Below are 22,252 nucleotides of genomic sequence, written 5' to 3' on the forward strand. Positions count from 1 at the left end.
GTATCGCACGCTGGCCCTGAGCGCCGCCATCGCGATGGCTACCGCTGTTCATGCGGCGCAACCGCAACCGTGGCTGGATACGTCCGCCTCGTTTGAAACCCGCGCTGCGGCGCTGGTGTCACAGATGACGCTGGAGGAAAAGGCGGCGCAGATGCAGAACGCCGCCCCGGCCATCGAGCGGCTGGGTGTTCCGGCGTACGACTGGTGGAACGAGGGTCTGCACGGCGTGGCGCGGGCAGGGCAGGCGACGGTGTTCCCGCAGGCCATCGGCCTGGCCGCCACCTTTGACGTGCCCCTGATGCAGCAGGTGGCCACCACCATCAGCGACGAGGCGCGCGCCAAACACCATCAGTTCGTCCGCGAGAACCAGCACGGGCGCTACCAGGGGCTGACGTTCTGGTCGCCGAACATCAATATCTTCCGTGACCCGCGCTGGGGCCGGGGCCAGGAAACCTATGGCGAAGACCCTTACCTGACCGCGCGCATGGGCGTGGCCTTCGTGCACGGCCTGCAGGGTGACGACCCGGTGTACCGCAAGCTGGACGCCACCGCCAAGCATTTCGCGGTGCACAGCGGGCCCGAGGCCGACCGCCACCATTTCGACGCCCGCCCCAGCAAGCGGGACCTGTATGACACCTACTTCCCTGCGTTCGAGGCGCTGGTGAAGGAGGGCGACGTCGATGCGGTGATGGGGGCGTACAACCGGGTATACGGCGAATCCGCAAGCGCCAGCCAGTTCCTGCTGCGCGACGTGCTGCGCCGCGACTGGGGATTCAAGGGCTATGTGGTGTCCGACTGCTGGGCCATCGTGGACATCTGGAAGCATCACAAAATCGAGCCCACCCGCGAGGCGGCGGCGGCGCTGGCGGTGAAGAACGGCACTGAGCTGGAATGCGGACAGGAGTACGCCACGCTGCCGGCGGCGGTGCGTCAGGGCTTGATCAGCGAAGCCGAGATTGATGATGCGGTGACACGCCTGTTCGCAGCGCGGATGCGATTGGGCATGTTTGACCCGGCCGAGAAGGTGCGCTGGGCACGCATTCCTGCTTCGGTGAACCAGGCACCGGCGCACGACGCGCTTGCGTTGAAGGCCGCCCAGGAATCGCTGGTCCTGCTGAAGAACGATGGTGTGCTGCCGCTTGCGCCCACCGTCAAGCGCATTGCCGTGGTGGGCCCGACCGCCGACGACACCATGGCGTTGCTGGGGAACTACTTTGGCACCCCGGCCGCACCGGTCACCGTGCTGCAGGGCATCCGCGATGCCGCCAAGGGCGTTGAGGTGCGTTACGCACGCGGGGTGGACCTGGTGGAGGGACGCGACGATCCCAGTGCCACGCCCCTGATCGAGGCCGCCTACCTGCGGCCGTCGGCCGATTCCCCCGAGCGCGGTCTGCGCGGCGAGTACTTCCGCACGGCCGATCTCTCCGGTACGCCGGCATTGGTGCGCACCGACGCCCAGATTGGTTTCCGCTGGGATCGTGGCTCGCCCACCGACAACCTGATGGCTCGGGGCGAGGCCGGGCCGGGGCAGGGCGTTCCAAACGATGGCTTCAGCATCCGCTGGAGCGGCCAGCTGCTGCCGCCTGTGTCGGGGCGCTATCGGGTCGAGGCCGCCGCCGATGACGGCTACCGGCTGTACGTGGATGGAAAGCAGGTACTGGACCATTGGGCACCGAGTGACCGCATGCGCGGCGACGGCGTGGAACTGGAGCTGCAGGCCGGGCGGGCGTACGACCTGCGTCTGGAGTACTTCGACGCCGAGCGCGATGCCGGCGTGCGGCTGGGCTGGCGCATGCCCGGTGCCAAGCCGCCGTTCGAGGAGGCGCTGGACGCCGCGCGCAGCGCGGACGTGGTGGTGTTCGTCGGTGGCCTTACCGGGGATGTCGAGGGTGAAGAGATGAAGGTCAACTATCCCGGCTTCGCCGGCGGTGACCGCACCGACCTGCGACTGCCTGCCACCCAGCGCACGCTGCTGGAGGCACTGCAGGCCACGGGCAAACCGGTGGTGATGGTGCTCACCGGCGGCTCGGCGCTGGCGGTGGAGCCTTCGAAACTGTCGGCCATTCTGATGAGCTGGTACCCGGGCCAGCGCGGCGGCACGGCCGTGGGCCAGGCGCTGTTCGGCGAGGTCAATCCGGGAGGACGCCTGCCGGTGACCTTCTACACGGCGGACCAGGCGATGCCGGCGTTTGACGATTACACGATGGAAGGGCGGACCTATCGTTACTTCCGGGGCACACCGCTGTATCCGTTCGGGCATGGGCTGTCGTATACCCGGTTCGACTACGACAGGCTGCGGTTGGACACGCCGCGCATCGCTCCGGACGGTCGCCTCAACGTCGCGGTGGACATTGCCAACACCGGCAAGCGCGCCGGCGACGAAGTAGTGCAGTTGTACGTACGGCGACTGCAGGCCGGGACGGGCGAGGCGCAGCAGAACCTGCGTGGCTTCCAGCGCGTGCATCTGGCCCCCGGCGAGAAGCGGACGGTGGCATTCGAACTGGACGTTCAACAGGCGCTGCGGCAGTACGACGAAGCTGCTTCCGCTTACAAGGTACCCGCCGGACGCTATGAGGTCCGGATAGGCGGCTCCAGTGCCGATGCCCGCGTGCGGTCCGGATTCGAGGTGGAGGCCGCACGTGACTGACCCGAGCTCCACCGCCGCCACCGAACACATACTGTCGGTCCGCGAAAAGCTGGGCTACAGCCTGGGCGATCTGGCGGCAAATCTCATCTTCCAGACGCTGGTCACCTACCTGGCGTTCTTCTACACCGATGTGTTCCGGTTGCCGCCTGCCACGGCGGCCACCATCATTTTCGTGATCGGCCTGCTCGGCGCGTTCGTGTTCACGCCGTTGATCGGCATTGCCGCGGACCGGACCACCTCGCGCTGGGGCAGGTTCCGCCCGTGGATCCTGTGGACAGCAGTGCCGTTCGGCGTGCTGTCGTTGCTTGCCTTCAGTACGCCGGACTTCAGTGAGCGCGGCAAGGTGGCGTACGCCTTGGCCACCTATGGCCTGTTGATGCTGGTGTATGCCGCCAACAACCTGCCGTACTCCGCGCTGAGCGGCGTGCTGACCGGCAGCATGGCCCAGCGCAACAGCCTGTCGGCCTACCGCTTCGTGGCGGTGATGATCGCCCAGTTCATCATCCAGGTTCTGCTGTTGCCGCTGGTGCTGATTCTGGGCGACGGCGACCGCGTGCTTGGCTTCGAGCGGGTGATGATGGTGTTTGCGGTGGTGGGTACGGCGTTCTTCCTGATCACCTTCGCCACCACACGCGAACGCATTGTTGCCGCCAAGGAGCAGACGGGAGGCGTAGTGCAGGATCTGACCGACCTGCTGCGCAATCGTCCCTGGCAGGTGATGCTGGCGTTGACGATCCTGGTGTTCATGAATCTCGCCCTCAAGGGCGGCACCTACATCTATTATTTCCAGTACTACATGAGTGAGGCCGCGCTGGCCGGCTTCCTTGAACGCACGGGATTCAATGGTCTCATCCAGGGATTGAACGCGGGGATCAGAGGGGCAGGGCTGTCGGGCTTCACCTGGCCGGAAGATCCGGCGACTTCCGCGTTCAGCCTGTTCAATGCCTGCGGCATCATCTGCATGATTCTCGGTATCGGCGTTTCGCGCCGTCTGGCGGATCGCTTCGGCAAGCGCGACGTCTTCGGCGCTGCCTTGTTGGCCTCCACCGTGTTCCTGCTGGTGTTCTATCTGTTCCCGCCCACGGCCGTAGCCGTGGCATTCGTGTCTTTCATGCTGCATGGTTTCTGCTACGGCATCACGATTCCGCTGCTATGGGCGATGATCGCGGACGTCGCCGACTACTCCGAGTGGAAGAACCATCGCCGCGCCACCGCCATCATCTTCTCCGCGATGCTGTGCGGGCTGAAGGTCGGGTTGAGCGTGGGCGGTGCCCTGGTGGCCGGCATACTCGCGCACTACGGCTATCAGGCCGGCGCGGCGCAGCAGCCGGAGGGCGTGATTGATGGCATCCGGCTGACCGTCAGCATCTATTGCTCCATCCCGTTCCTGCTGGCGGTGGCGCTGCTGTTTCTCTACGAGATCGACAAACGCATGGAAAACCAGATCGAGCAAGAGCTTCAGCAGCGCCGTGAGCGGCGCGACCTGCAGCAGCTGGCGACGCACGCCATTTCGCAACCGCTGGTGACCCACATGTTCACGGCCGATCCGTCGGCACACGTGTTTGAGGGACGGCTGTATATCTACCCCTCGCACGATATCGACGCCGGCGCGCCGTTTGACGATGAGGGCGGCCACTTCGGCATGGAGGACTACCACGTGCTGCGCATGGACACGCCCACGGCCGGGGCCGTTGACTGTGGCGTGGCCCTGCACGTACGTGACGTGCCGTGGGCCGAGAAGCAGATGTGGGCACCTGACGCGGCGTATCGTGACGGACGCTACTACCTTTATTTCCCTGCCAAGGACCCGCAGGGAATTTTCCGCATCGGCGTGGCGGTGGCCGACCGCCCGGAGGGTCCTTTCACGGCTGAGCTCGAGCCGATGAATGGTACGTATTCGATCGACCCGGCTGTATTCGAGGACGAAGACCGGGAACATTACCTCTACTTTGGCGGGATATGGGGCGGTCAGCTGCAGAAATACCGCGACAATCGTTTTGATGCGGCTCATGAGGAGCCCACCGGCGATGCACCGGCCCTGGGCCCGAGGGTGGGGCGATTGGACGCAGGCATGACGCAGCTGGCCGAACCGACGCGCGAGGTGGTCATCCTGGACGAACACGGGCAGCCGCTGCGCGCCGACGACCACGCGCGCCGCTTCTTTGAAGGGCCATGGCTGCACAAGGTCGGCGGCAGGTACTACCTGTCGTATTCCACCGGCAACACGCATCTGCTGTGCTACGCGGTGGGCGACAGTCCGTACGGGCCGTTCACCTACAAGGGCGTGATCCTCACGCCTGTGGTCGGCTGGACGACCCACCACTCCATCTGCCAGTTCGAGGGACAGTGGTGGCTGTTCTATCACGACGCGCTGTTGTCGGGCGGTGTGACCCACCTGCGCTCGGTCAAGTGCACGCCACTGCAGATCGACCCGGATGGCAGCATCCGGACAATCAACCCGTATGGAGCCTGAGCCGGTGATCCCGGTAGACGATGCGCAGGCCCCGATGCCGGCCGGCCCACTGCACTGGCTGCGTTCCGGTGCACTGGAGGTGGCATTGGCCCCGGAGGCGGGCGGGCGGATCGCCCAGCTGCGTTACGCAGGCGTGGACTGGCTCGTGGGTCCGGAAGACGGCTGGCCCGCGACCATTGCCTGGGGCTGCTATCCGATGGTGCCGTGGGCGGGTCGGATCCGGCACGGGCGCTTCCGCTTTGATGGCAAGGCGTACGTGCTGCCGATCAACTTCGAGGATCATGCGATCCACGGAGTCGGGTTCTCGCAGGCGTGGCAGCTGGATGCGCTGGCGTCGGACGCGGCTACCTTGTCGCTGGCGCTTCCTGAAGACGAGTACTGGCCCTTTGGTGGCGTTGCCACGCAGGTCATCCAGCTCCATTCCAGCAGCATGCGCCTGCGGTTGGCGGTGGAAGCGGGCAGCCGGCCCATGCCGGCGGTGCTCGGCTGGCACCCATGGTTCCGCAAACCCGAGCGGCTGGTGTTTGCGCCTGAAGCCATGTATCCGCGGGACGAGGAGGGCATTGCGGTGTTTCCGCCCCAGGCACCCGTGCCGGGTCCGTGGGATGACTGCTTTGTCTCCCGGGAGGACGTGGTGCTGGAGCGGGGTGGGCAACGGCTTCGGCTGCGTTCCGACACCGATCATTGGGTGGTTTATGACGGGGCAGCGCATGCCACGTGCGTGGAGCCGCAGACCGGGCCTCCGGATGGGTTCAACTTGAAGCCGAACAGGCTAGAGCCGGGCCAGCGTCTGTCCCTCACCTTCGAGATGAGCTTCGCGTAGGGACACGCCATGCGTGTCCAGCACCATCCGGATGACGCGCATGGCGCGTCACTACGCGACCTGTCAAATGGCGTAGAGCCACGCCCTGCGTGGCTTCGAGGTGTCCGACCCAGGCGCAGCCACGCAGGGCGTGGCTCTACGGGTTATCCGGTGCCCCAAGGACGCGCATGGCGCGTCCCTACAGGTCGCCCGACCAAATAAGATCGCGCGACCACCCATCCCGCGCGACCAAGGATCGTAGTGACACGCCATGCGTGTCAACGCCATGATCCTGCGCACGTAGGGCAGCGATGCGTGTCAACGCCATGATCCTGCGCACCTAATGCGCCTCACCGCCCGCCAGGAACACTCTGTTGCCCTCCTGACCACACCCCCGGGCGTATAGTCGTCTGCATCCTTCACACGGATCGACACCATGCCCAAAGGCTCGGATCTTCTCGTCGCCGCCCTGGAAAACGAAGGCGTAGACCGCATCTTCGGCGTTCCTGGCGAGGAAAACCTCGATTTCCTCGAATCCCTCCGCAACTCACGCATCGAACTGGTCCTCACCCGCCATGAACAGGCGGCGGCCTTCATGGCGGCCACGCATGGCCGGCTGACCGGCCGGCCCGGCGTGTGCCTGGCCACCCTGGGCCCTGGCGCGCTGAATTTTTCCACCGGTGCCGCCTACGCTCACCTGGGGGCCTGGCCACTGATCCTGATCACCGGCCAGAAGGCGGTGATGAGCGCCAAGCAGGCCCGTTTCCAGATCGTGGACATCGTGGCCTCCATGAAGCCGTTGACCAAGATGACCCGACAGATCGTCAATCCAGCGGCGATTCCCGCTACCGTGCGTGACGCGTTCCGGGTCGCCATGGAGGAGCGCCCCGGGCCGGTGCATCTGGAACTGCCGGAGGACATTGCCGGCGAAGAAGTCGAGGATGTCCCCGTCGTCCCCGTGCATCCATTGGAACGGCCGGTCGCGCTAGCCGCCGCGCTGGATCGTGCCGCTGCCGCCATTCTCGCCGCCAAACGCCCGCTGGTGATGATCGGCGCGGCCGGCAGCCGCCCGTGGCTCGCCGATACGTTGTCGGCCTTCGTGGCGCGCACGCGGCTCCCGTTCTTCAACACCCAGATGGGCAAGGGCGCGGTGACCGGCGGTTCCAACCTCTACATGGGCACCGCCGCGTTGTCCGAAGGGGACTACGTCCATGAGGCGGTCGCCCGGGCCGACCTGATCATCGCCATCGGCCACGATACGGTAGAGAAGCCGCCGTTCCTTATGAAAAGCGGGGGTGGACCCAAGGTCATCCACGTCAGCTTCCAGTCCGCCACGGTCGAGCAGGTCTATCAGCCGGACATCGAAGTACTCGGTGACATCGGTGCCAGCGTGGCCGCGCTGGCGGATCGGCTGGAGGGCAGGCTCACTGAAGATGTCGGAATGATGGAGCTGCGCCAGAAGATCCTGGCGCGACTCAACGACCGCGCCGAGGAAGACCGCTTCCCGGTCACGCCGCAGCGCCTGGTGCACGATGTGCGTGAAGCGATGCCCGAGGACGGCATCGTCTGCCTCGACAACGGCATGTACAAGATCTGGTTCGCGCGCAATTACCGCACGCATGTCGCCAACACGCTGCTGCTCGACAATGCCCTGGCCACCATGGGTGCGGGCCTGCCGTCCGCCATGATGGCGGCGCTGCTGTATCCGCAGCGCCGCGTGTTGGCCGTGTGCGGCGACGGCGGCTTCATGATGAACTCGCAGGAGATGGAAACGGCCGTGCGGCTGGGCCTGGACCTGGTGGTGCTGGTCCTCAACGACAGTGCCTACGGCATGATCCGCTGGAAGCAGGCGGTGGATGGTTTCGAGGACTTCGGCATGCGCTTTGGCAATCCGGACTTCGTGCGCTACGCCGAGGCCTACGGGGCCAAGGGCACCCGCGTCACCGCCGTGGAGGATCTGGCGCCCAGCATCGAAGCCGCCTTTGCCGGTGGCGGCGTGCATCTGCTGGACGTGCCGATCGACTACTCCGAAAACACCCGCGTACTGGTCAACGAACTGCGCAACCGCACCCCCGATGTCGGCTGCGCGTAATACCAAGGAATCCACATGCTTACCGTAGTACAGGCTTACGACCGCGCCCCGATCGCGGAACTGCCCTTTGACGATGCCGCCGCCCTGGAGCGCAAACTCAGTGCAGCGGAAAAAGCGTTCAAGAACCGTGACGGCTGGCTGCCGCCGCATCAGCGCATTGCGATCCTGCGCCGCCTGGCCGCCTTGATGGAGACCCGGCGCGATCACCTGGCGATGCAGATCGCGCGGGAAGGCGGCAAGCCGCTGCCTGATGCCATTGTTGAAACCAACCGCGCGATAGATGGCGTCCATAACGCGGCCGATGAACTACGCAACTTCGCCGGCCGCGAGATCCCGATGGGTCTTTCGGCCGCAGCGGACAACCGCTGGGCGTTCACCACCAAGGAGCCGATTGGCATCGTGGCGGCGATCTCGGCCTTCAACCATCCGCTCAATCTGATCGTGCATCAGGTGGCCCCGGCCATCGCGGTCGGATGCCCGGTGATCATCAAGCCGGCGTCGGCCACGCCGTTGTCGTGCCTGGAGTTTGTCGCCATGGCCCACGAAGCCGGCCTGCCGGAGCCGTGGGCACAGACCTTCCTGCCAGATGGCAATGAACTGGCCGAGGCGCTGGCGACCGACAAGCGCATCGCGTTCCTGAGTTTCATCGGCTCGGCCAAAGTCGGTTGGTCGCTGCACGCCAAGCTCGCACACGGCGCGCGCTCGGCACTGGAGCATGGTGGCGTGGCCCCGGCCATCGTCGATCGCAGCGCCGACCTCGGCAAGATCATCGAGCCGATTGTGAAGGGTGGCTACTACCATGCGGGGCAGGTGTGCGTGTCCACGCAGCGCATCTTCGTGCATGACACCCTCGCCGACGACTTCACCCAGGCGCTGATTGCCCGGGTGGAGAAGCTGCGCACGGGCGACCCGACGTTGAAGGACACCGAGGTCGGCCCGCTGATCCAGATCCGCGAAGCGGACCGGGTCGCCGAGTGGATCGATGAGGCGGTGAAGGGCGGGGCGCAACTGGCCACAGGCGGCAAGCGTCTTTCCGAAACCACGCTGCAGCCGACCGTGCTGCTCAATCCCGCCGCTGATGCACGCATCACCACGCAGGAAGTGTTTGGACCGGTGGTGGCGGTATACCGCTACAGCGAGCTCGACGACGCCATCGCCCGTGCCAACGCGCTGCCGACCGCATTCCAGGCCAGCATTTTCGCCCAGGATATCGATGTCGCGATGCGCGCGGCCAACCGTCTGGATGCCTCGGCGGTGATGGTCAACGACCCGACCGCGTTCCGCACCGACTGGATGCCCTTTGCCGGCCGCCGCGAGTCCGGCTACGGTACCGGCGGCATCCCTTACACGATGCGCGACATGTCCCAGGAAAAGATGATCCTGCTGCGTCGAAGCTGATGCCAGCGCAGTCAGGCATCACGCCGTGTCGATGACCGGGTGTTCATGATTGTCCAGGTGGCGGCAGCTGCCGCCACGGTTCCCTTCTGGACACTGCGGAGAAACGCATGCGTGGCATCGGCCTCGGCCTGGGATTGGCGCTTCTGCTGACAGCGGGCACGGCGCGTGCCGCCGAGCTGACCGTGTCGGCGGCGGCGAGTCTGGTGGATGCATTCAAGGAGATTGGCACGGCGTACGAGACGTCGCACCCGGGTAGCAAGGTGCATCTCAATGTCGCCGCTTCCGGTGTGCTGCTGCAGCAGATCCGCAATGGCGCGCCGGTGGATGTGTTTGCCTCGGCCGATGAATTCACCATGGACGAGGCCGCCCGGGCCTCGCTCATCGTTCCATCCGGCCGTCACGTGTTCGCCCGCAATTCGCTGGTGGTCGTGGTGCCGATCAAAGCAGGGGCATCGCCCTCCCGCCTGCAGGACCTGACGGCAACGGCGGTGAAGCGGATCGCCGTAGGCAATCCACAGTCGGTGCCGGCTGGTCGCTACGCGCGAGCCGCACTTGAAGCCGCCGCACTATGGGAACCGCTGTCACCGAAGCTGATCACCACACAGAACGTGCGCCAGGCGCTGGATTATGTAGCGCGCGACGAAGTCGATGCGGGCTTTGTCTACGGCAGCGACGCCAGCACCTTCAAGCAGAGGGTCCGCACGGCCTTCACGGTGCCGCTGGCGCAGCCGGTCAACTATCCCATCGCCCCGGTCGCACGCAGCCGGCAGGCCGCGCAGGCTGCGGAATTCGTGGCCTTCGTGCGCTCCGCGCAGGCGCAGGCCATTCTGCGCCGCTACGGTTTCACTGCCCCCGACGCGCGCTAGATGGAGCTGGACTGGACAGCCGTACTGCTGTCGTTGAAGGTCGCTGGATCTGCAACGCTGGTCAATTTGCTGCTCGGTGTGGCCGCCGGGGCGGCGTTCGCCCGCTGGCGGTTTCCCGGCCGCGAAACGCTGGACACCCTGCTGACCCTGCCGATGGTGATGCCGCCCACCGTGCTGGGTTATTACCTGCTGGTGCTGGTGGGGCGAAATGGCCCCATCGGACACTGGCTGGACACGACGCTGGGCATCCAGCTGATCTTCACCTGGCAGGGCGCGGTGCTGGCGGCGGCCATCGTTTCGTTCCCTCTGGTGTTCAAGCCTGCACGGGCCGCATTCGAAGCAGTGGATACCCAGCTTGAACAGGCGGCGCGCGTGCTGGGTGTCCGTGAAGCAGGACTGTTCCTGCGCGTCTCCTTGCCATTGGCCTGGCGCGGCATCCTGCCAGGCCTGCTGCTGGGTTTCGCGCGGTCAATGGGCGAGTTCGGCGCGACCCTGATGGTGGCCGGCAGCATTCCCGGCAAGACCCAGACGCTCTCCATTGCGGTTTACGAGGCAGTGCAGGCGGGCCAGGATGACCGCGCCCTGTTCCTGGTGGTGGTGACCTCGGTCATCTGCATAGGGGCTTTGCTGATGGCCGGACGCTTCGCGGCAGGGCCACGCGAAGGGAGCCCGCGCCGATGACCTGCATCGACGCTCGCATCCAGATGCAGCTGGTATCGCCGGGGCGGCAGTTTGCGCTGGATGTTTCACTGCGTACCGCGGCCCGGCGGGTGGTGATTTTCGGCGAGTCGGGGGCGGGAAAAAGCCTGACCCTGAGGGCCATGGCCGGGTTGCTGAGACCCGATTCCGGTTGGATCCGCATCAACGGCGAAACACTCTTCGAGAGCGCGCAGCGCATCGACCTGCCGCCACAGAAACGGCGGATGGGCTATGTGTTCCAGGATTACGCGCTGTTTCCCCACCTGACCGTGCGTCAGAACATCGCCTTCGGACTGTCTGGCGGCCTGTTCAATCCGGGCCGACGCAGCCGCCCCGCGCTGGTGGAGCAGTGGCTGGAGCGTTTGAATCTGGGGCCGGTTGGTAACCAGTACCCGCGTGACATCTCCGGCGGCCAGCGACAACGCACCGCCGTGGCCCGCGCATTGGTGGCACAGCCACGCGCCTTGCTGCTCGATGAGCCGTTCGCAGCGCTGGACCCGGCCAACCGCCAGGCCACCCGCGAAGGACTGGAGCACCTGCTGGACACGCTGGGCATCCCGGTCGTGCTGATCACGCATGACAGGGAAGACCTTGAGCGTTTTGGTGGTGAGGTGCTTCACCTGCGTGACGGTCGCAACCTGGAACCGGATGCGGTGTAACGCCGGTTCAAGGCGGATCGATCAGACCCTGGCCGCGTGCCAGGCGAAGATCCTCAAGCGTGTCGATGTCCAGCGCCAGCGCCGGTGCGTGGATCATGGCCAGTTGCTGGCGGGGCAGGGTACGAAGCCGGTCGCGGAATCCGGCATTGCCGGGGGCGGCGTCGAGCGCGTCAAACCAGCTGCCGGGCACGACCGCAGGCACACCCACTGTTCCGGAAAGCACGGTGGCGGCACAGCCAGACGCCGATCCTGCCGCGCCGTCCAGCAGCGCGTGCAGATGCGGCGATTCCAGCGCGGGCTGGTCACACCCCAGTACCAGCACCCGGTGGCATGCCTTGACCCATGGCGCTGCTGCCTGCAGGCTCGCTCCCATTCCCCGGCTTGGTTCGGGATGAACGATCTTCAATCCGGGGATATCGCGCAGCAGGTCAGCCATGCCGTGGGCGTGTGCGGGCAGCGCGATCACCAGGATCGCCGGCCCGGTCGCGGCGGCCAGCCGGGCCATGCGGTGCAGCAGCGTTTCACCGTCGCGGCGGAGCAGTTGCTTGGGTTGGCCGAGACGCTCGCTGATGCCGGCGGCCATGATCACGGCCGCGTGCGCGTCGGATACGGGGAGGTTCATGGCGGTCCGGCGTTGACGCCGTGACGCCACGACTGCAGCTGCGCGGCGATGCTCAATGCAATGGCTTCGGGACCTCTTCCGCCCAGCGGCAAGCCGATGGGCGAGCGCAGCCGGGGCAGCAGCAGGTCCCGCAGGGAGTGGGGCAGAACCTGGAAAAGATCTTCTCTTCGACGCTCGGGCCCCAGCAGCCCGATGAAGGGAACGGTCGACACCGCCAGCAGCTGCAGCGCCTCGAGATCGCGTTCGAAATTGTGATGCATCACCAGCGCTGCGTCCGGCCGAAGCCGGGTCAGCGGAGCGTCGGTAAAGGCGGCATCCGGTACCCGTGCACGCCACGACGCGCGTCCCTCGCTGACAGACACCGACCAGCCAAGACCCTGCAGCAGCGGCTGCAGCGGAACAGCCTCGGGGCCCGCGCCGTAGATCAGGACGCGCGGGGGGCGTCGCCAGCGAAGTGCCCAGACTTTTGGACGCGCGGACCAGTCTGGCGGACTGCTGTGAACATGATGGCGGATCCGCACGTCGCCAAACTGGCAGATAATGGCACCATCGGCCTGCACCGACATGTCCAAGGTGCCGTCCCCGTGCAGCCAGGCCTTGAACAGGGGTTCCAACCGCGCGAGAGCGGGCAGCGGCAGCAGCACAACACGCTGCCGGCCCCGGCACCCGACCGCATTGCCGGAGAACAGCGCGTCGTCGTCACGCGTATCGATTTCCATCCATTCCAGCGCACTCTGGTCGACTGCCTGCATCGCGCGGCGTTCGATCTCCGGCTCCAGGCATCCACCGCTGAGCCAACCGACATGCGCACCGTCGCTGAACAGCGCCAGCGTGCCCGCACGGGTGTAGGTCGAACCCTCGGTCTCGAGTACCACCGCCAGCGCGGCCCGCTGCCCGGCGTGCATGGCCTCCACCGCCGCGCGCAGCACGCGGGCAGGATTGCCTTCCTCCACGTCCAGTGGAACCGGATGTCCGTTTGCCTTCATCCCAGTGCAGGCAGTCCGGCCAGCAGCTTGTCCAGGGTGATCGGATACTCCCTCACGCGGGTGCCGGTCGCGTTGTAGATGGCGTTGGCCACCGCCGCGCTGACGCCACACAACCCCAGCTCGCCCACACCCTTGGCCTTCATCGGCGAGGAAACGGGGTCGGTTTCATCCAGGAACACGACCTCCTGGTGCGGAATGTCGGCGTGCACGGGCACTTCATAGCCGGCCAGGTCGTGGTTGACGAAGAAGCCCAGCCGGGTGTCCACCGCCAGCTCTTCCGACAACGCCGCACCCACGCCCATGGTCATCGCGCCGATCACCTGGCTGCGAGCGGTCTTGGGATTGAGGATGCGGCCTGCGGCACACACGGCGAGCATGCGACGGATGCGACTTTCGCCGGTGGCAACGTCCACACCGACCTCAACAAAATGGGCGGCAAAAGTGGACTGCTGGAAACGTTCCTCCAGCTTGTCGAACTCGATGCTGTCTTCGGCGACCAGCTCGCCGTCGGCAGCGGCCTTCTCCAGCGCGAAGGTCTTTCCGCCGGCGCTGACTTTGCCGTTGCCGAAGGAGGCGGTGGCCGGGTCCAGCCCCAGCTTGCCGGCGATCAGGTCGCGCATCCGGGTGCAGGCGGCGAACACACCGGCGGTGGAGCTGTTCGCGCCCCATTGGCCGCCAGAGCCGGCGGAGGCGGGGAAACTGGAATCCCCCAGTTTGACGGTGACCTGTTCCAGGGGGACGCCGAGCATCTCAGCCGCGGTCTGGCCGATGATGGTGTAGCTGCCAGTCCCGATATCGGTCATGTCGGTCTCTACCGTGACCCCACCCTTTGCATCGAGGCGGATGCGCGCCCCGGACTTCATCACCAGATTGTTGCGGAAACCGGCCGCCACGCCCATGCCCACCAGCCAGCGTCCATCGCGCTGCGTGCCCGGGCGGGCATTGCGCTTTTCCCAGCCAAACCGCTCGGCTCCGGTGCGCAGGCACTGCACCAGTTGCCGCTGCGAGAAAGGACGCTCGGCATTGGCCGGGTCCACCTGCGTGTCGTTGCGGATACGGAATTCGATCGGGTCCAGGCCGAGCTTTTCCGCCATTTCGTCCATGGCGATTTCCAGCGCCATCAGGCCGGGGGTTTCGCCCGGAGCACGCATGGCATTGCCTTCGGGCAGGTCCAGATGGGTCAGGCGCAGACCGGCCAGGCGGTGGGCACCGGCATACAGCAGTTTGGTCTGCTGCACGGCCTCCTCGGGCGAGCCGCCGGGCAGATTGCCCGACCACGATTCATGGCCGATGGCGGTCAACGTGCCTTCGGCCGTGGCCCCTAGGCGGATCCGCTGCAGGGTGGCGGGACGGTGCGTGGTGTTGTTGGCGATCTGCGGGCGCGACAGTGTGACCTTCACCGGCCGTTTGGCGGCACGCGCGCCCAGCGCGGCCAGCACCACATCGGAGCGGACAAACAGCTTGCCGCCAAATCCGCCGCCGATATAAGGCGAGATCAGGCGGACGTCCTCTTTGGGCAGCCCCAGGGTCTTGGCCAGGTCGGTCTTGCCCCAGTCGATCATCTGGTTGGACGTCCACACCGTCAGCTTGTTGCCCTCCCACGCAGCGAGCGTGGCATGCGGCTCCATCATGGCGTGTGACTGGTCAGGGGTGTGGTAGGTCGCATCCAGCGTGACCGGTGCCTCACCAAAGGCCTTCTCGAAGTTGCCGACGCGGGCGTCGGGATCGGTCTTCTGCAGCTTGCCACCGGCCTGTTTGGCCGCCGCCAGGTCATAGCTTCCCTTCTCCGTGGCGTAGCGGACGCGGACCAGCCCGGCAGCGGCACGCGCCTGCTCGAAGGTCTCGGCCACCACCAGCGCCAACGCCTGGTGGTAATGGGTGATCTCAGGCCCGCCCAGCAGCGGCGCGGCATTGCGCTGGGATTGCTGCAACGGACCTGCGTTCTCGGCCGTCACAATGGCCAGTACGCCGGGCGCGCGCCTCGCTGCATCCAGTTCCATCGCGCTGACACGCCCTTTGGCGATGCCGGCGGTGACCACGTAACCATAAGCGGGCGCGGACGTCGCCTGATGGTGCTCGTAGGCATAAGGCGCGTGGCCGGTGGTCTTCAGCGGGCCATCAATTCGGCTGAGCGGCTGACCCACCACCTTGAGCTGGTCGATCGGATTGGTTCCTGCCGGTGTGTCGAACTTCATGGCTTACCCCCTCGCTTCCAGCAGAACCGACGCCAGCGTGCGCTCAGCCAGCTGCACCTTGAACGCATTCTGTGATGATGGTGACGCGCCTTCTAGCAGCTTGGCCATCACGGCCGCCGCGCCCTGCGGCAACAGCGCGTCCGCCTCGGGTTTCCGCCACGGCTTGTAGGCCACACCGCCGAGTGCGACGCGACCGCTGCCGTCACGCTGCAGCACCGCGGCCACCGATACCAGCGCGAAGGCATAAGAGGCCCGGTCACGCACCTTGCGGTAGATGTGGGTGCCACCCAGGGGTCGGGGCAAATGGACGGCGGCGATCAGCTCGCCCTTCTCAAGTGTCGTTTCAAGATGCGGTGTGCTGCCGGGCGCGCGGTACAGCGCATCCAGCGCGAAGGTGCGACTGCTGCCGTCGGGCCGCAGGGTTTCAACCTGCGCATCCAGCGCCATCATCGCCACCGCCATGTCGCTGGGGTGGGTGGCGATGCAGGACGCACTGGTACCCACCACCGCCAGTTGCCGGCTGATACCGCCAATGGCACCGCAGCCACTGCCTGGCAGGCGCTTGTTGCACGGCTGCGCGGTGTCGTAGAAGTAGGGGCAGCGGGTGCGCTGCAATAGATTCCCAGCGGTCGTCGCCTTGTTGCGCAGCTGACCCGAAGCACCGGCGACCAGCGCACGCGTGAGCAAGGCATAGTCGCGGCGGATACGACGGTCGGCGGCCAGGTCGGTGTTGCGCACCAGCGCGCCGATTCTCACGCCGCCTTCCGCGGTAGCTTCGATGGTGTCCAGCTTCAACCCATTGACATCGATGAGGTGTGCCGGCGTTTCAATCTCCAGCTTCATCAGGTCCAGCAGATTGGTGCCGCCAGCGATGAATCGCGCACCTTGCGTCCGCGCCGCGGCCGCGGCGGCCTCGGCAGGCGTGTTGACCCGTTCATAGGTGAAGGCTTTCATGCGCGGCGGCCCCCGACTTCTTCGATCGCCTCGACAATGTTCGAATACGCACCGCAGCGGCAGATGTTGCCGCTCATGCGTTCTCGGATCTCGTCGCCGGACAGGGTCGCACGCCGCTCGAGGTCGCCGGTGACGTGGCTGGGAATATCGTCACGCAGTTCCTGCAGGACCGCGACCGCCGAGCAGATCTGGCCCGGCGTGCAGTAACCGCACTGGTAACCATCATGTTTCACGAAGGCCGCCTGCATGGGATGCAGATCTTCCGGCGAACCGAGCCCCTCGATGGTGGTGATTTTCGCACCTTCGTGCATCACCGCCAGGGTGAGGCAGGCATTGATGCGGCGACCGTCCACCAGCACCGTACAGGCACCGCACTGGCCATGGTCGCAGCCCTTCTTGGTACCGGTCAGCTGCAGATTCTCGCGCAATGCGTCCAGCAGGGTGACGCGGGTGTCCACCTCCAGGCTGCGCGCCTTGCCGTTCACCTCGAAGGCGACGCGCGCGGTGACCGGCGGGCGCGCATCCGTGTTGCCCTGTGCGTGGGCTACCACTGCAGGCAACGCCATGCTGGTGGCCGACCCTGCACCGAGCTTCAGCACGTCACGACGTGACAGGGAAAGATAGGGAGGGGTACTCATGCAGGGGCTCCTCGTTGGCTGGTGCAGCCTGGCTCACGGGGTTGGGCACGGCACGCATCACGCGTGCCGACAGGACGATGATGCGGAACAGGCGGTTGGCGGATGGTGAAGCGCTTCTTCACGTGCGGCGTGCATCTGCTGCAGCCGGCGCAGGCCACCCTGCAGTGAGAACGCCTCGGGGTGACCGAGCGCCCGCAACGATCGCGCGGCCGCAAGGCTGCGCTTTCCGCTGGCGCAGAACAGCAGGATCGGGCCCCCGGCGGACGCCGTGAACCGGTCTGCACGCCAACGGGAATAGGGCATCCATTGGGTGTCGACGTCGCAGGGCATCGCTTCACGCTCGTCTGCCTCGCGCAGGTCGACCAGCTGGAAACCCGCCGATGCGGCGGCGACCAGCGATTCCGCCGTTCGTTCGAGGTCAGCGTCTGCGGCCCGCGCGACAAGCGCGCGTGACGCCACCTGGGCGCATCCTCCGGCACTGGCACAGCCAGTTGTCGGGTCGATGGGCAGGCGCTGCGTCATGGTGTCCAGCAGGTCCACCAGCAGCAGCTCGCCGGGAGGGCGGCGCGGCAGATCCAGCAGCAGTTTCAGCGCTTCGTTGGCCTGCAGCGTGCCGAGCACGCCCGGGACCGTCCCGAGTACGCCGGATTGCGCACAGCTGCCGAGCAGGCCGGCATCGGGCGGCTCCGGCCACAGACAACGCAGGCACGGACCGCCGGGCGCGCTCACCTGCATCTGCCCCTCATACTGGTGGACGCTGGCCAGAATGAGCGGGATCCCGGCGACCTGCGCGGCATCGCTGCTCAGATAGCGGCTGCCCATGTCGTCCGTACATTCCAGCACCAGGTCGAACTGCCGGAATGTGTCCACGACATCCCCGGCCTGCAGCGGCTGGGTGAAGACCTTTACGGACAGCGCGGGGTTCTGTGCACGCACGCGCTGGGCCGCCACGACAGCCTTGGGCTGCCCGATGTCCGCAGCGGTATACAGTGTCTGCCGATGCAGGTTGCTGGCCTCGACGCGGTCGCCATCGACGATCCCCAGGGTGCCGATTCCGGTGGCCGCCAGGTAGGTAAGGGCAGGGCTGCCCAGTCCGCCGGCCCCTATCACCAGCACCCGTGCGGCCGCCAGCCGGGCCTGGCCCTGCTCGCCGACCTCGCGCAGCCGGGACTGGCGTGAGTAGTCAGGCACAAAGTGTGCGTCGGTTGATGTGTCAGCGCTGCCATGGGAACACACGACCCATTGGGTATCGCCCTGCAGGTACAGTTCCTTCTTCCACACCGGCAACCGATGCTTGAATGCATCAATGATGTAACGGCACGCCCGGAACGCCGCGTCCCGATGCGGCGAGGAAACCCCGACCCACACCGCGAGATCACCCACTCGCAGCCGGCCGCTGCGATGAACACCGACCGCTTCGATGTCGCCGAAACGCGCGCGGGCCTCGGCCAGGATGGCTTCGCCCTCGGCCAGGGCCAGTTCTGCATAGACTTCGTACTCCAGGCCTTCGACCTCACGGCCGTCATTGCGATCGCGCACCCAGCCTTCGAACGCGCAGAAGCCGCCATGGCCTGGATGGGCTACTGCGCTCCGCAGCGCGTCCACGTCCAGTGGCATCGCGCTGACCGAAAACCCCGGGATCCCGTGCCGGCTCATCCGCCGTTGACCGGTGGAATGAACACGACCGTGTCTCCATCATGCAGGGGGCGGTCCCAGTCGCAGAAGCGGGCATTGACCGCCACCTTCATCACGGACGCGGGCAGGGAGAAGCCGTGCCGGGCGCGCAGCTGTTCGTACAGCGACGCAGGCGAAGCGGCCTCGGTCTGCAGAAGCTCGGTGCCGGTACGGGCTTCTTCCCGCAGCTGGGCGTAGTAACGCAGTTCCAGATGTGGCATCAGTTCAACTCCAGTTGGCGCTGCGCCTGCAGCAGTTCCTCAGGCGTGTTCACGTTGTCCAGCGCGCGTCCGGGCGAGGGCAGGCGGTGCGTGCGCAGCTGCTGCAGCGCGCTGCGCGGGCAGTACAGTCCTGCTTCGTAGCGTTGCCTCAGCAGTGCCGTGGATGAAGGCTCCCAGATGGCGCAGAGCGGTTCGGGCAGTCCGTCATGACGACTGTCGAAGGCCGTGGCGTCACAGTGCGGTGCGCGCGCCTCGATGAGGGCGGCCAGCGTGGTGGTGTCCAGCAGCGGCAGATCACAGGCGACCACCAGCCAGCCCGCGTCCGGCTCGGCCTGCTGCGCGGTGAGCAGACCGGCCATTGGCCCCACGCTTTCGACGCTGTCGACCAGAACAGGAAGGCCGGCGCGCAGGGTCTCGCCGCGCTGCCCTGGGTTGATGCTGACCACCACCTTGGCGACGTTGACCTTCTGCAGCATGTCCCAGGTGCGCAGCAGCTGCGGACGTCCGGCGTACTCAATCAGGGCTTTGTCGGTGCGCATGCGCCGGCTGGATCCGCCGCTCAGCACCAGTGCGAACAGGGGAGCGCTCATGCCGACGGCTCCAGGTCGGATTTTCCGCCCTGTTTCGAGATCAGTCGCACCTGCTCGATGACGATCGCGTGCGACAGCGCCTTGCACATGTCATACAGGGTCAGGGCGGCAATGCTGGCCCCGGTGAGCGCCTCCATCTCCACGCCGGTGGTGCCATGACAGGCCACGGTGCAGTCGATGATGGCGCAGTCGCCCTCCATGTCGATCGCGATGTCGCAGCGCTGCAGGGCAAGCGGGTGGCAGAGCGGAATCAACTGGGCCGTGGCTTTCGCTCCCATCACCCCGGCAATATGCGCCACGGTCAGCACGGCCCCCTTGGGCAGCACGAACTGCGCATCACGCAGCTGCGCCGCCACTGCAGGCGGAAAGCGCACCCGGGCCTGCGCATGCGCGGTCCGCTGTGTGGCGGCTTTCCCGCCGACGTCGACCATGCGCGGGCGCGCATCGGCATCCAGATGTGACAACGGGAAGGTACCGGTCTGCATCATCCACCTATGTAGTGCATTTCAATTCGACGGCCGGCGGCTGCCACCGGTCGGCCACGCAGTTCGCTGTAGCGGTCGGTGCGTGCGCTCCATACCCCGGCGAGCACTGCGTGCAGAGCCGCGTCATCCTCGCTGGCGCGCAACAGGCCGCGCAGGTCGGTGCCGTGCTCGGCAAACAGACAGGTGTAGAGCTGCCCTTCCGACGACAGCCGGGCCCGGGTGCAGTCGCCACAGAACGGTTTGGAGATCGACGAGATCAATCCGATCTCGCCGGCTCCGTCCACGAAACGGTAGCGCGTGGCGACTTCGCCAGGATGGCGCGGCGGCAGCGCCTGCAATGGCCAATGCGTGTGGATGCGCTCGCGCAGTTCCTCTGAGCTCACCACCGCATCGGCTGACCAGGCATTGCGGTTTCCCACGTCCATGAATTCAATGAAACGCAGCACGACGCCCGTGCCGCGGAAGTGCTCGACCAAGGCCAGCGCGCCCGCGTCATTGAGGCCGCGCTGCACGACAGCGTTGATCTTCACCCCGTCACGGAAGCCCGCGTGCCGGGCCACTTCGATCCCCTGCAGCACCTTGTGCACGTCCCCCCGCCCGCCGCTCAGCTGGCGGAACAGGATCGGATCCAGGGTATCCAGGCTCACCGTGATCCGGTCGAGCCCTGCGGCGGCCAGTGCGTCGGCTTGGCGATCCAGCAGCACGCCATTGGTGGTCAGGGCGATGTCATCGATACCCTCGATGGACCGCAGCCGCGCGACCAGCGTTGGCAGTCCGGGACGCAGCAGCGGTTCTCCGCCGGTGAGTCGCAGCTTGCTCACCCCCAGCCGCGCGGCCTGCCGGCAGACCCGCTCGATCTCGTTGAAGTCCAGGCGCTGCGCGTTGTCCAGGAACGCGTAGTCCTCGCCGTAGGTCGATGCCGGCATGCAGTAGGTGCATCGGAAATTGCAGCGGTCCATTACCGAGATGCGCAGATCACGCAATGGACGTCCTCGACGATCCAGCAGGGGCGTGGGTGTGTTCATGTCACCACCGATGCAGCCGCAGCGACTGGCCGGCCTCGACAGCCGTTCCGGCGGCCAGCTCGACCACACCCGCGGTGTCTGCCAGCGCCGTGAAGTCGCCGGAGTTCCGGGAGCCCACAGGCTCAGCCATCATTCCGCCTGCAGCATCCAGCTTCACTGTCACCGGTATGAACTGGGTCAGCGCAAATGCCGGCAATGCACGTGCAAGTCTGATCTGCAGCGGCAGCTCGGACAACGCGCCCATGCGTGACTGCAGGGCGGGGCGCACATACCGGACCAGACAGACGAGGGAGGAAACGGGGTTGCCGGGCAGGGCGAACACCAGTTGTCCGGCTGGACCGACGCCGAACCACATTGGTTTGCCGGGTCGTTGCGCAATGCCATGAAAGCGACACTGCACCCCCAGCGACTGCAACACCTCAGGCAGGTAGTCGCGTTGCCCCATGGACACGCCGCCGGAAAGCACGAGGGTGTCATGGTCCTCCAGCAGCCTGGCCAGTGCCGGTCGCAGCTGCTCCGGGTCATCGCGCAGGTGGTGGCGGGAGGCGCGCCCCAACCCGGCAGTCTGCAGCGCTGTCATCAGGGCGAAGTCATTGGACCGGCGGATGCGACCGGCGGGCAGCGGGGAATCCACGTCCACCAGTTCGTCACCGGTGGCGACGATGGCGATCGTGGGAAGCCGTGCCACCCTCACCGAGGCCACGCCGTTGGCCGCCAGCAGTTCCATCTGGGCCGCTCCGATGGTCGCGCCGGGCTTAAGCACCGGGGTACCTGCCGCGCAGTCGCTGCCACGGGCGTGGACGAATCGACCGGGCGTCGGTTCGGCCGACGGCAGCAGCTGATAGCCGTGTGCGGTACGCTGGACGTGCTCGACCGGGATGATGCAGTCACAGCCTTCCGGCAGCTCGGCACCGGTGGCCACTTCAATGCAGGTACCAGGGTCCTCCAGGCGCACACGCGCGCCGCCGGCCATCTGGGCACCTGCGACCGGAAATACCGCTGGCAGGTGAGGCTGCCAATGCAGCGCGATGCCGTCCATCATGACGCGGTCGAAGGGCGGTTGCGGGCCTTCAGCAGACACGGTCTGCGCCAGCACCCGACCGCCCGCATCTTCCAACCGGATCTGCTCGCCGCCGGTCGATGTCACTTCGGCCTCGATGATCGCCATCGCTTCCTCCGCGCTGATCAACGCCTTCATTGTCCGCACCTCGGTCCCACCCGATCCT

The 22,252-nt window shown here is 66.4% G+C and carries 19 protein-coding genes; 8 read left to right on the forward strand and 11 right to left on the reverse strand.

Features of this window, described 5'->3' with window-relative positions; all coding sequences use genetic code 11:
- Positions 1–34 precede the first annotated feature (34 nt).
- The 8 genes from EGJ34_RS00760 to EGJ34_RS00795 all read left to right on the forward strand — a co-directional run bounded on the left by EGJ34_RS00760 (position 35) and on the right by EGJ34_RS00795 (position 11,636).
- Positions 35–2,647 carry a glycoside hydrolase family 3 protein gene (locus EGJ34_RS00760; protein ID WP_260476865.1) on the forward strand — a complete coding sequence of 871 codons (2,613 nt, stop codon included), beginning with the start codon at positions 35–37 and terminating at the stop codon, positions 2,645–2,647.
- The gene (locus EGJ34_RS00765; protein WP_125358153.1) at positions 2,601–5,120 is read left to right on the forward strand and encodes an MFS transporter; all 2,520 of its coding nucleotides are present in this window, start codon (positions 2,601–2,603) and stop codon (positions 5,118–5,120) included. Before EGJ34_RS00760 ends, EGJ34_RS00765 begins: the two co-directional genes overlap by 47 nt.
- Positions 5,110–5,943 (forward strand): aldose epimerase, encoded by an 834-nt coding sequence (locus tag EGJ34_RS00770; protein ID WP_125358110.1) that lies wholly within the window; start codon positions 5,110–5,112, stop codon positions 5,941–5,943. The genes EGJ34_RS00765 and EGJ34_RS00770 overlap by 11 nt, the downstream gene beginning before the upstream one ends.
- A 415-nt stretch (positions 5,944–6,358) precedes the next feature.
- On the forward strand, positions 6,359–8,014 hold the full coding sequence (locus EGJ34_RS00775; RefSeq protein ID WP_125358112.1) for an acetolactate synthase large subunit: 1,656 nt from the start codon (positions 6,359–6,361) through the stop codon (positions 8,012–8,014).
- A 15-nt stretch (positions 8,015–8,029) separates the two neighbouring features.
- Entirely contained in the window at positions 8,030–9,412 is a 1,383-nt protein-coding gene (locus tag EGJ34_RS00780) for an aldehyde dehydrogenase family protein (RefSeq protein WP_125358114.1), read from the forward strand.
- A gap of 107 nt (positions 9,413–9,519) precedes the next feature.
- Positions 9,520–10,278, forward strand: a complete 759-nt coding sequence (gene modA, locus EGJ34_RS00785) for a molybdate ABC transporter substrate-binding protein (RefSeq protein WP_125358116.1) — start codon at positions 9,520–9,522, stop codon at positions 10,276–10,278.
- A complete protein-coding gene (gene modB / locus EGJ34_RS00790) occupies positions 10,279–10,959 on the forward strand; it encodes a molybdate ABC transporter permease subunit (protein ID WP_125358118.1) in 681 nt (226 codons plus the stop codon). It abuts the gene before it with no gap.
- The gene (locus EGJ34_RS00795) at positions 10,956–11,636 is read left to right on the forward strand and encodes an ATP-binding cassette domain-containing protein (RefSeq protein ID WP_185750021.1); all 681 of its coding nucleotides are present in this window, start codon (positions 10,956–10,958) and stop codon (positions 11,634–11,636) included. Before modB ends, EGJ34_RS00795 begins: the two co-directional genes overlap by 4 nt.
- Positions 11,637–11,643: 7 nt before the next feature.
- Here EGJ34_RS00795 and EGJ34_RS00800 read toward each other — a convergent pair whose 3' ends face one another.
- From EGJ34_RS00800 to EGJ34_RS00850, 11 genes are read right to left on the reverse strand one after another with little or no spacing between them, the layout of a single operon-like run.
- Entirely contained in the window at positions 11,644–12,258 is a 615-nt protein-coding gene (locus EGJ34_RS00800) for a nucleotidyltransferase family protein (RefSeq protein WP_125358120.1), read from the reverse strand.
- A complete protein-coding gene (locus EGJ34_RS00805; protein WP_260476863.1) occupies positions 12,255–13,187 on the reverse strand; it encodes an XdhC/CoxI family protein in 933 nt (310 codons plus the stop codon). The genes EGJ34_RS00800 and EGJ34_RS00805 overlap by 4 nt, the downstream gene beginning before the upstream one ends.
- Before the next feature lie 53 nt (positions 13,188–13,240).
- Positions 13,241–15,439, reverse strand: a complete 2,199-nt coding sequence (gene paoC, locus EGJ34_RS00810; RefSeq protein WP_125358124.1) for an aldehyde oxidoreductase molybdenum-binding subunit PaoC — start codon at positions 15,437–15,439, stop codon at positions 13,241–13,243.
- Between the two features lie 3 nt (positions 15,440–15,442).
- On the reverse strand, positions 15,443–16,393 hold the full coding sequence (locus EGJ34_RS00815) for a xanthine dehydrogenase family protein subunit M (protein WP_125358126.1): 951 nt from the start codon (positions 16,391–16,393) through the stop codon (positions 15,443–15,445).
- Entirely contained in the window at positions 16,390–17,031 is a 642-nt protein-coding gene (gene paoA, locus EGJ34_RS00820; protein ID WP_125358128.1) for an aldehyde dehydrogenase iron-sulfur subunit PaoA, read from the reverse strand. The genes EGJ34_RS00815 and paoA overlap by 4 nt, the downstream gene beginning before the upstream one ends.
- Positions 17,032–17,088: 57 nt before the next feature.
- On the reverse strand, positions 17,089–18,687 hold the full coding sequence (locus EGJ34_RS00825; RefSeq protein ID WP_221740364.1) for a ThiF family adenylyltransferase: 1,599 nt from the start codon (positions 18,685–18,687) through the stop codon (positions 17,089–17,091).
- Positions 18,684–18,926, reverse strand: coding sequence for a MoaD/ThiS family protein (locus EGJ34_RS00830; RefSeq protein ID WP_125358130.1), 243 nt, complete (start codon positions 18,924–18,926; stop codon positions 18,684–18,686). The genes EGJ34_RS00825 and EGJ34_RS00830 overlap by 4 nt, the downstream gene beginning before the upstream one ends.
- Complete coding sequence (locus tag EGJ34_RS00835; protein WP_125358132.1) at positions 18,926–19,516, reverse strand: NTP transferase domain-containing protein; 591 nt, start codon at positions 19,514–19,516, stop codon at positions 18,926–18,928. Before EGJ34_RS00835 ends, EGJ34_RS00830 begins: the two co-directional genes overlap by 1 nt.
- A complete protein-coding gene (gene moaC / locus EGJ34_RS00840; protein WP_125358134.1) occupies positions 19,513–20,001 on the reverse strand; it encodes a cyclic pyranopterin monophosphate synthase MoaC in 489 nt (162 codons plus the stop codon). The genes EGJ34_RS00835 and moaC overlap by 4 nt, the downstream gene beginning before the upstream one ends.
- Positions 20,001–21,026, reverse strand: coding sequence for a GTP 3',8-cyclase MoaA (moaA, locus tag EGJ34_RS00845; RefSeq protein ID WP_125358136.1), 1,026 nt, complete (start codon positions 21,024–21,026; stop codon positions 20,001–20,003). Before moaA ends, moaC begins: the two co-directional genes overlap by 1 nt.
- A 1-nt stretch (position 21,027) precedes the next feature.
- Positions 21,028–22,224, reverse strand: coding sequence for a molybdopterin molybdotransferase MoeA (locus tag EGJ34_RS00850; protein WP_125358137.1), 1,197 nt, complete (start codon positions 22,222–22,224; stop codon positions 21,028–21,030).
- Positions 22,225–22,252: the final 28 nt, after the last annotated feature.

The organism is Stenotrophomonas sp. 278 (assembly GCF_003935715.1).
GTDB classification, from domain to species: Bacteria; Pseudomonadota; Gammaproteobacteria; order Xanthomonadales; family Xanthomonadaceae; genus Stenotrophomonas; species Stenotrophomonas maltophilia_AH.

Coding starts and splice junctions, on each gene's coding strand:
- EGJ34_RS00760 (WP_260476865.1), top strand. CDS start 35: ATGGCTACCGCTGTTCATGCGGCGCAACCGCAACCGTGGCTGGATACG.
- EGJ34_RS00765 (WP_125358153.1), top strand. CDS start 2,601: ATGCCCGCGTGCGGTCCGGATTCGAGGTGGAGGCCGCACGTGACTGAC.
- EGJ34_RS00770 (WP_125358110.1), top strand. CDS start 5,110: ATGGAGCCTGAGCCGGTGATCCCGGTAGACGATGCGCAGGCCCCGATG.
- EGJ34_RS00775 (WP_125358112.1), top strand. CDS start 6,359: ATGCCCAAAGGCTCGGATCTTCTCGTCGCCGCCCTGGAAAACGAAGGC.
- EGJ34_RS00780 (WP_125358114.1), top strand. CDS start 8,030: ATGCTTACCGTAGTACAGGCTTACGACCGCGCCCCGATCGCGGAACTG.
- modA (WP_125358116.1), top strand. CDS start 9,520: ATGCGTGGCATCGGCCTCGGCCTGGGATTGGCGCTTCTGCTGACAGCG.
- modB (WP_125358118.1), top strand. CDS start 10,279: ATGGAGCTGGACTGGACAGCCGTACTGCTGTCGTTGAAGGTCGCTGGA.
- EGJ34_RS00795 (WP_185750021.1), top strand. CDS start 10,956: ATGACCTGCATCGACGCTCGCATCCAGATGCAGCTGGTATCGCCGGGG.
- EGJ34_RS00800 (WP_125358120.1), bottom strand. CDS start 12,258: ATGAACCTCCCCGTATCCGACGCGCACGCGGCCGTGATCATGGCCGCC.
- paoC (WP_125358124.1), bottom strand. CDS start 15,439: ATGAAGTTCGACACACCGGCAGGAACCAATCCGATCGACCAGCTCAAG.
- EGJ34_RS00815 (WP_125358126.1), bottom strand. CDS start 16,393: ATGAAAGCCTTCACCTATGAACGGGTCAACACGCCTGCCGAGGCCGCC.
- paoA (WP_125358128.1), bottom strand. CDS start 17,031: ATGAGTACCCCTCCCTATCTTTCCCTGTCACGTCGTGACGTGCTGAAG.
- EGJ34_RS00825 (WP_221740364.1), bottom strand. CDS start 18,687: ATGAGCCGGCACGGGATCCCGGGGTTTTCGGTCAGCGCGATGCCACTG.
- EGJ34_RS00830 (WP_125358130.1), bottom strand. CDS start 18,926: ATGCCACATCTGGAACTGCGTTACTACGCCCAGCTGCGGGAAGAAGCC.
- EGJ34_RS00835 (WP_125358132.1), bottom strand. CDS start 19,516: ATGAGCGCTCCCCTGTTCGCACTGGTGCTGAGCGGCGGATCCAGCCGG.
- moaC (WP_125358134.1), bottom strand. CDS start 20,001: ATGCAGACCGGTACCTTCCCGTTGTCACATCTGGATGCCGATGCGCGC.
- moaA (WP_125358136.1), bottom strand. CDS start 21,026: ATGAACACACCCACGCCCCTGCTGGATCGTCGAGGACGTCCATTGCGT.
- EGJ34_RS00850 (WP_125358137.1), bottom strand. CDS start 22,224: ATGAAGGCGTTGATCAGCGCGGAGGAAGCGATGGCGATCATCGAGGCC.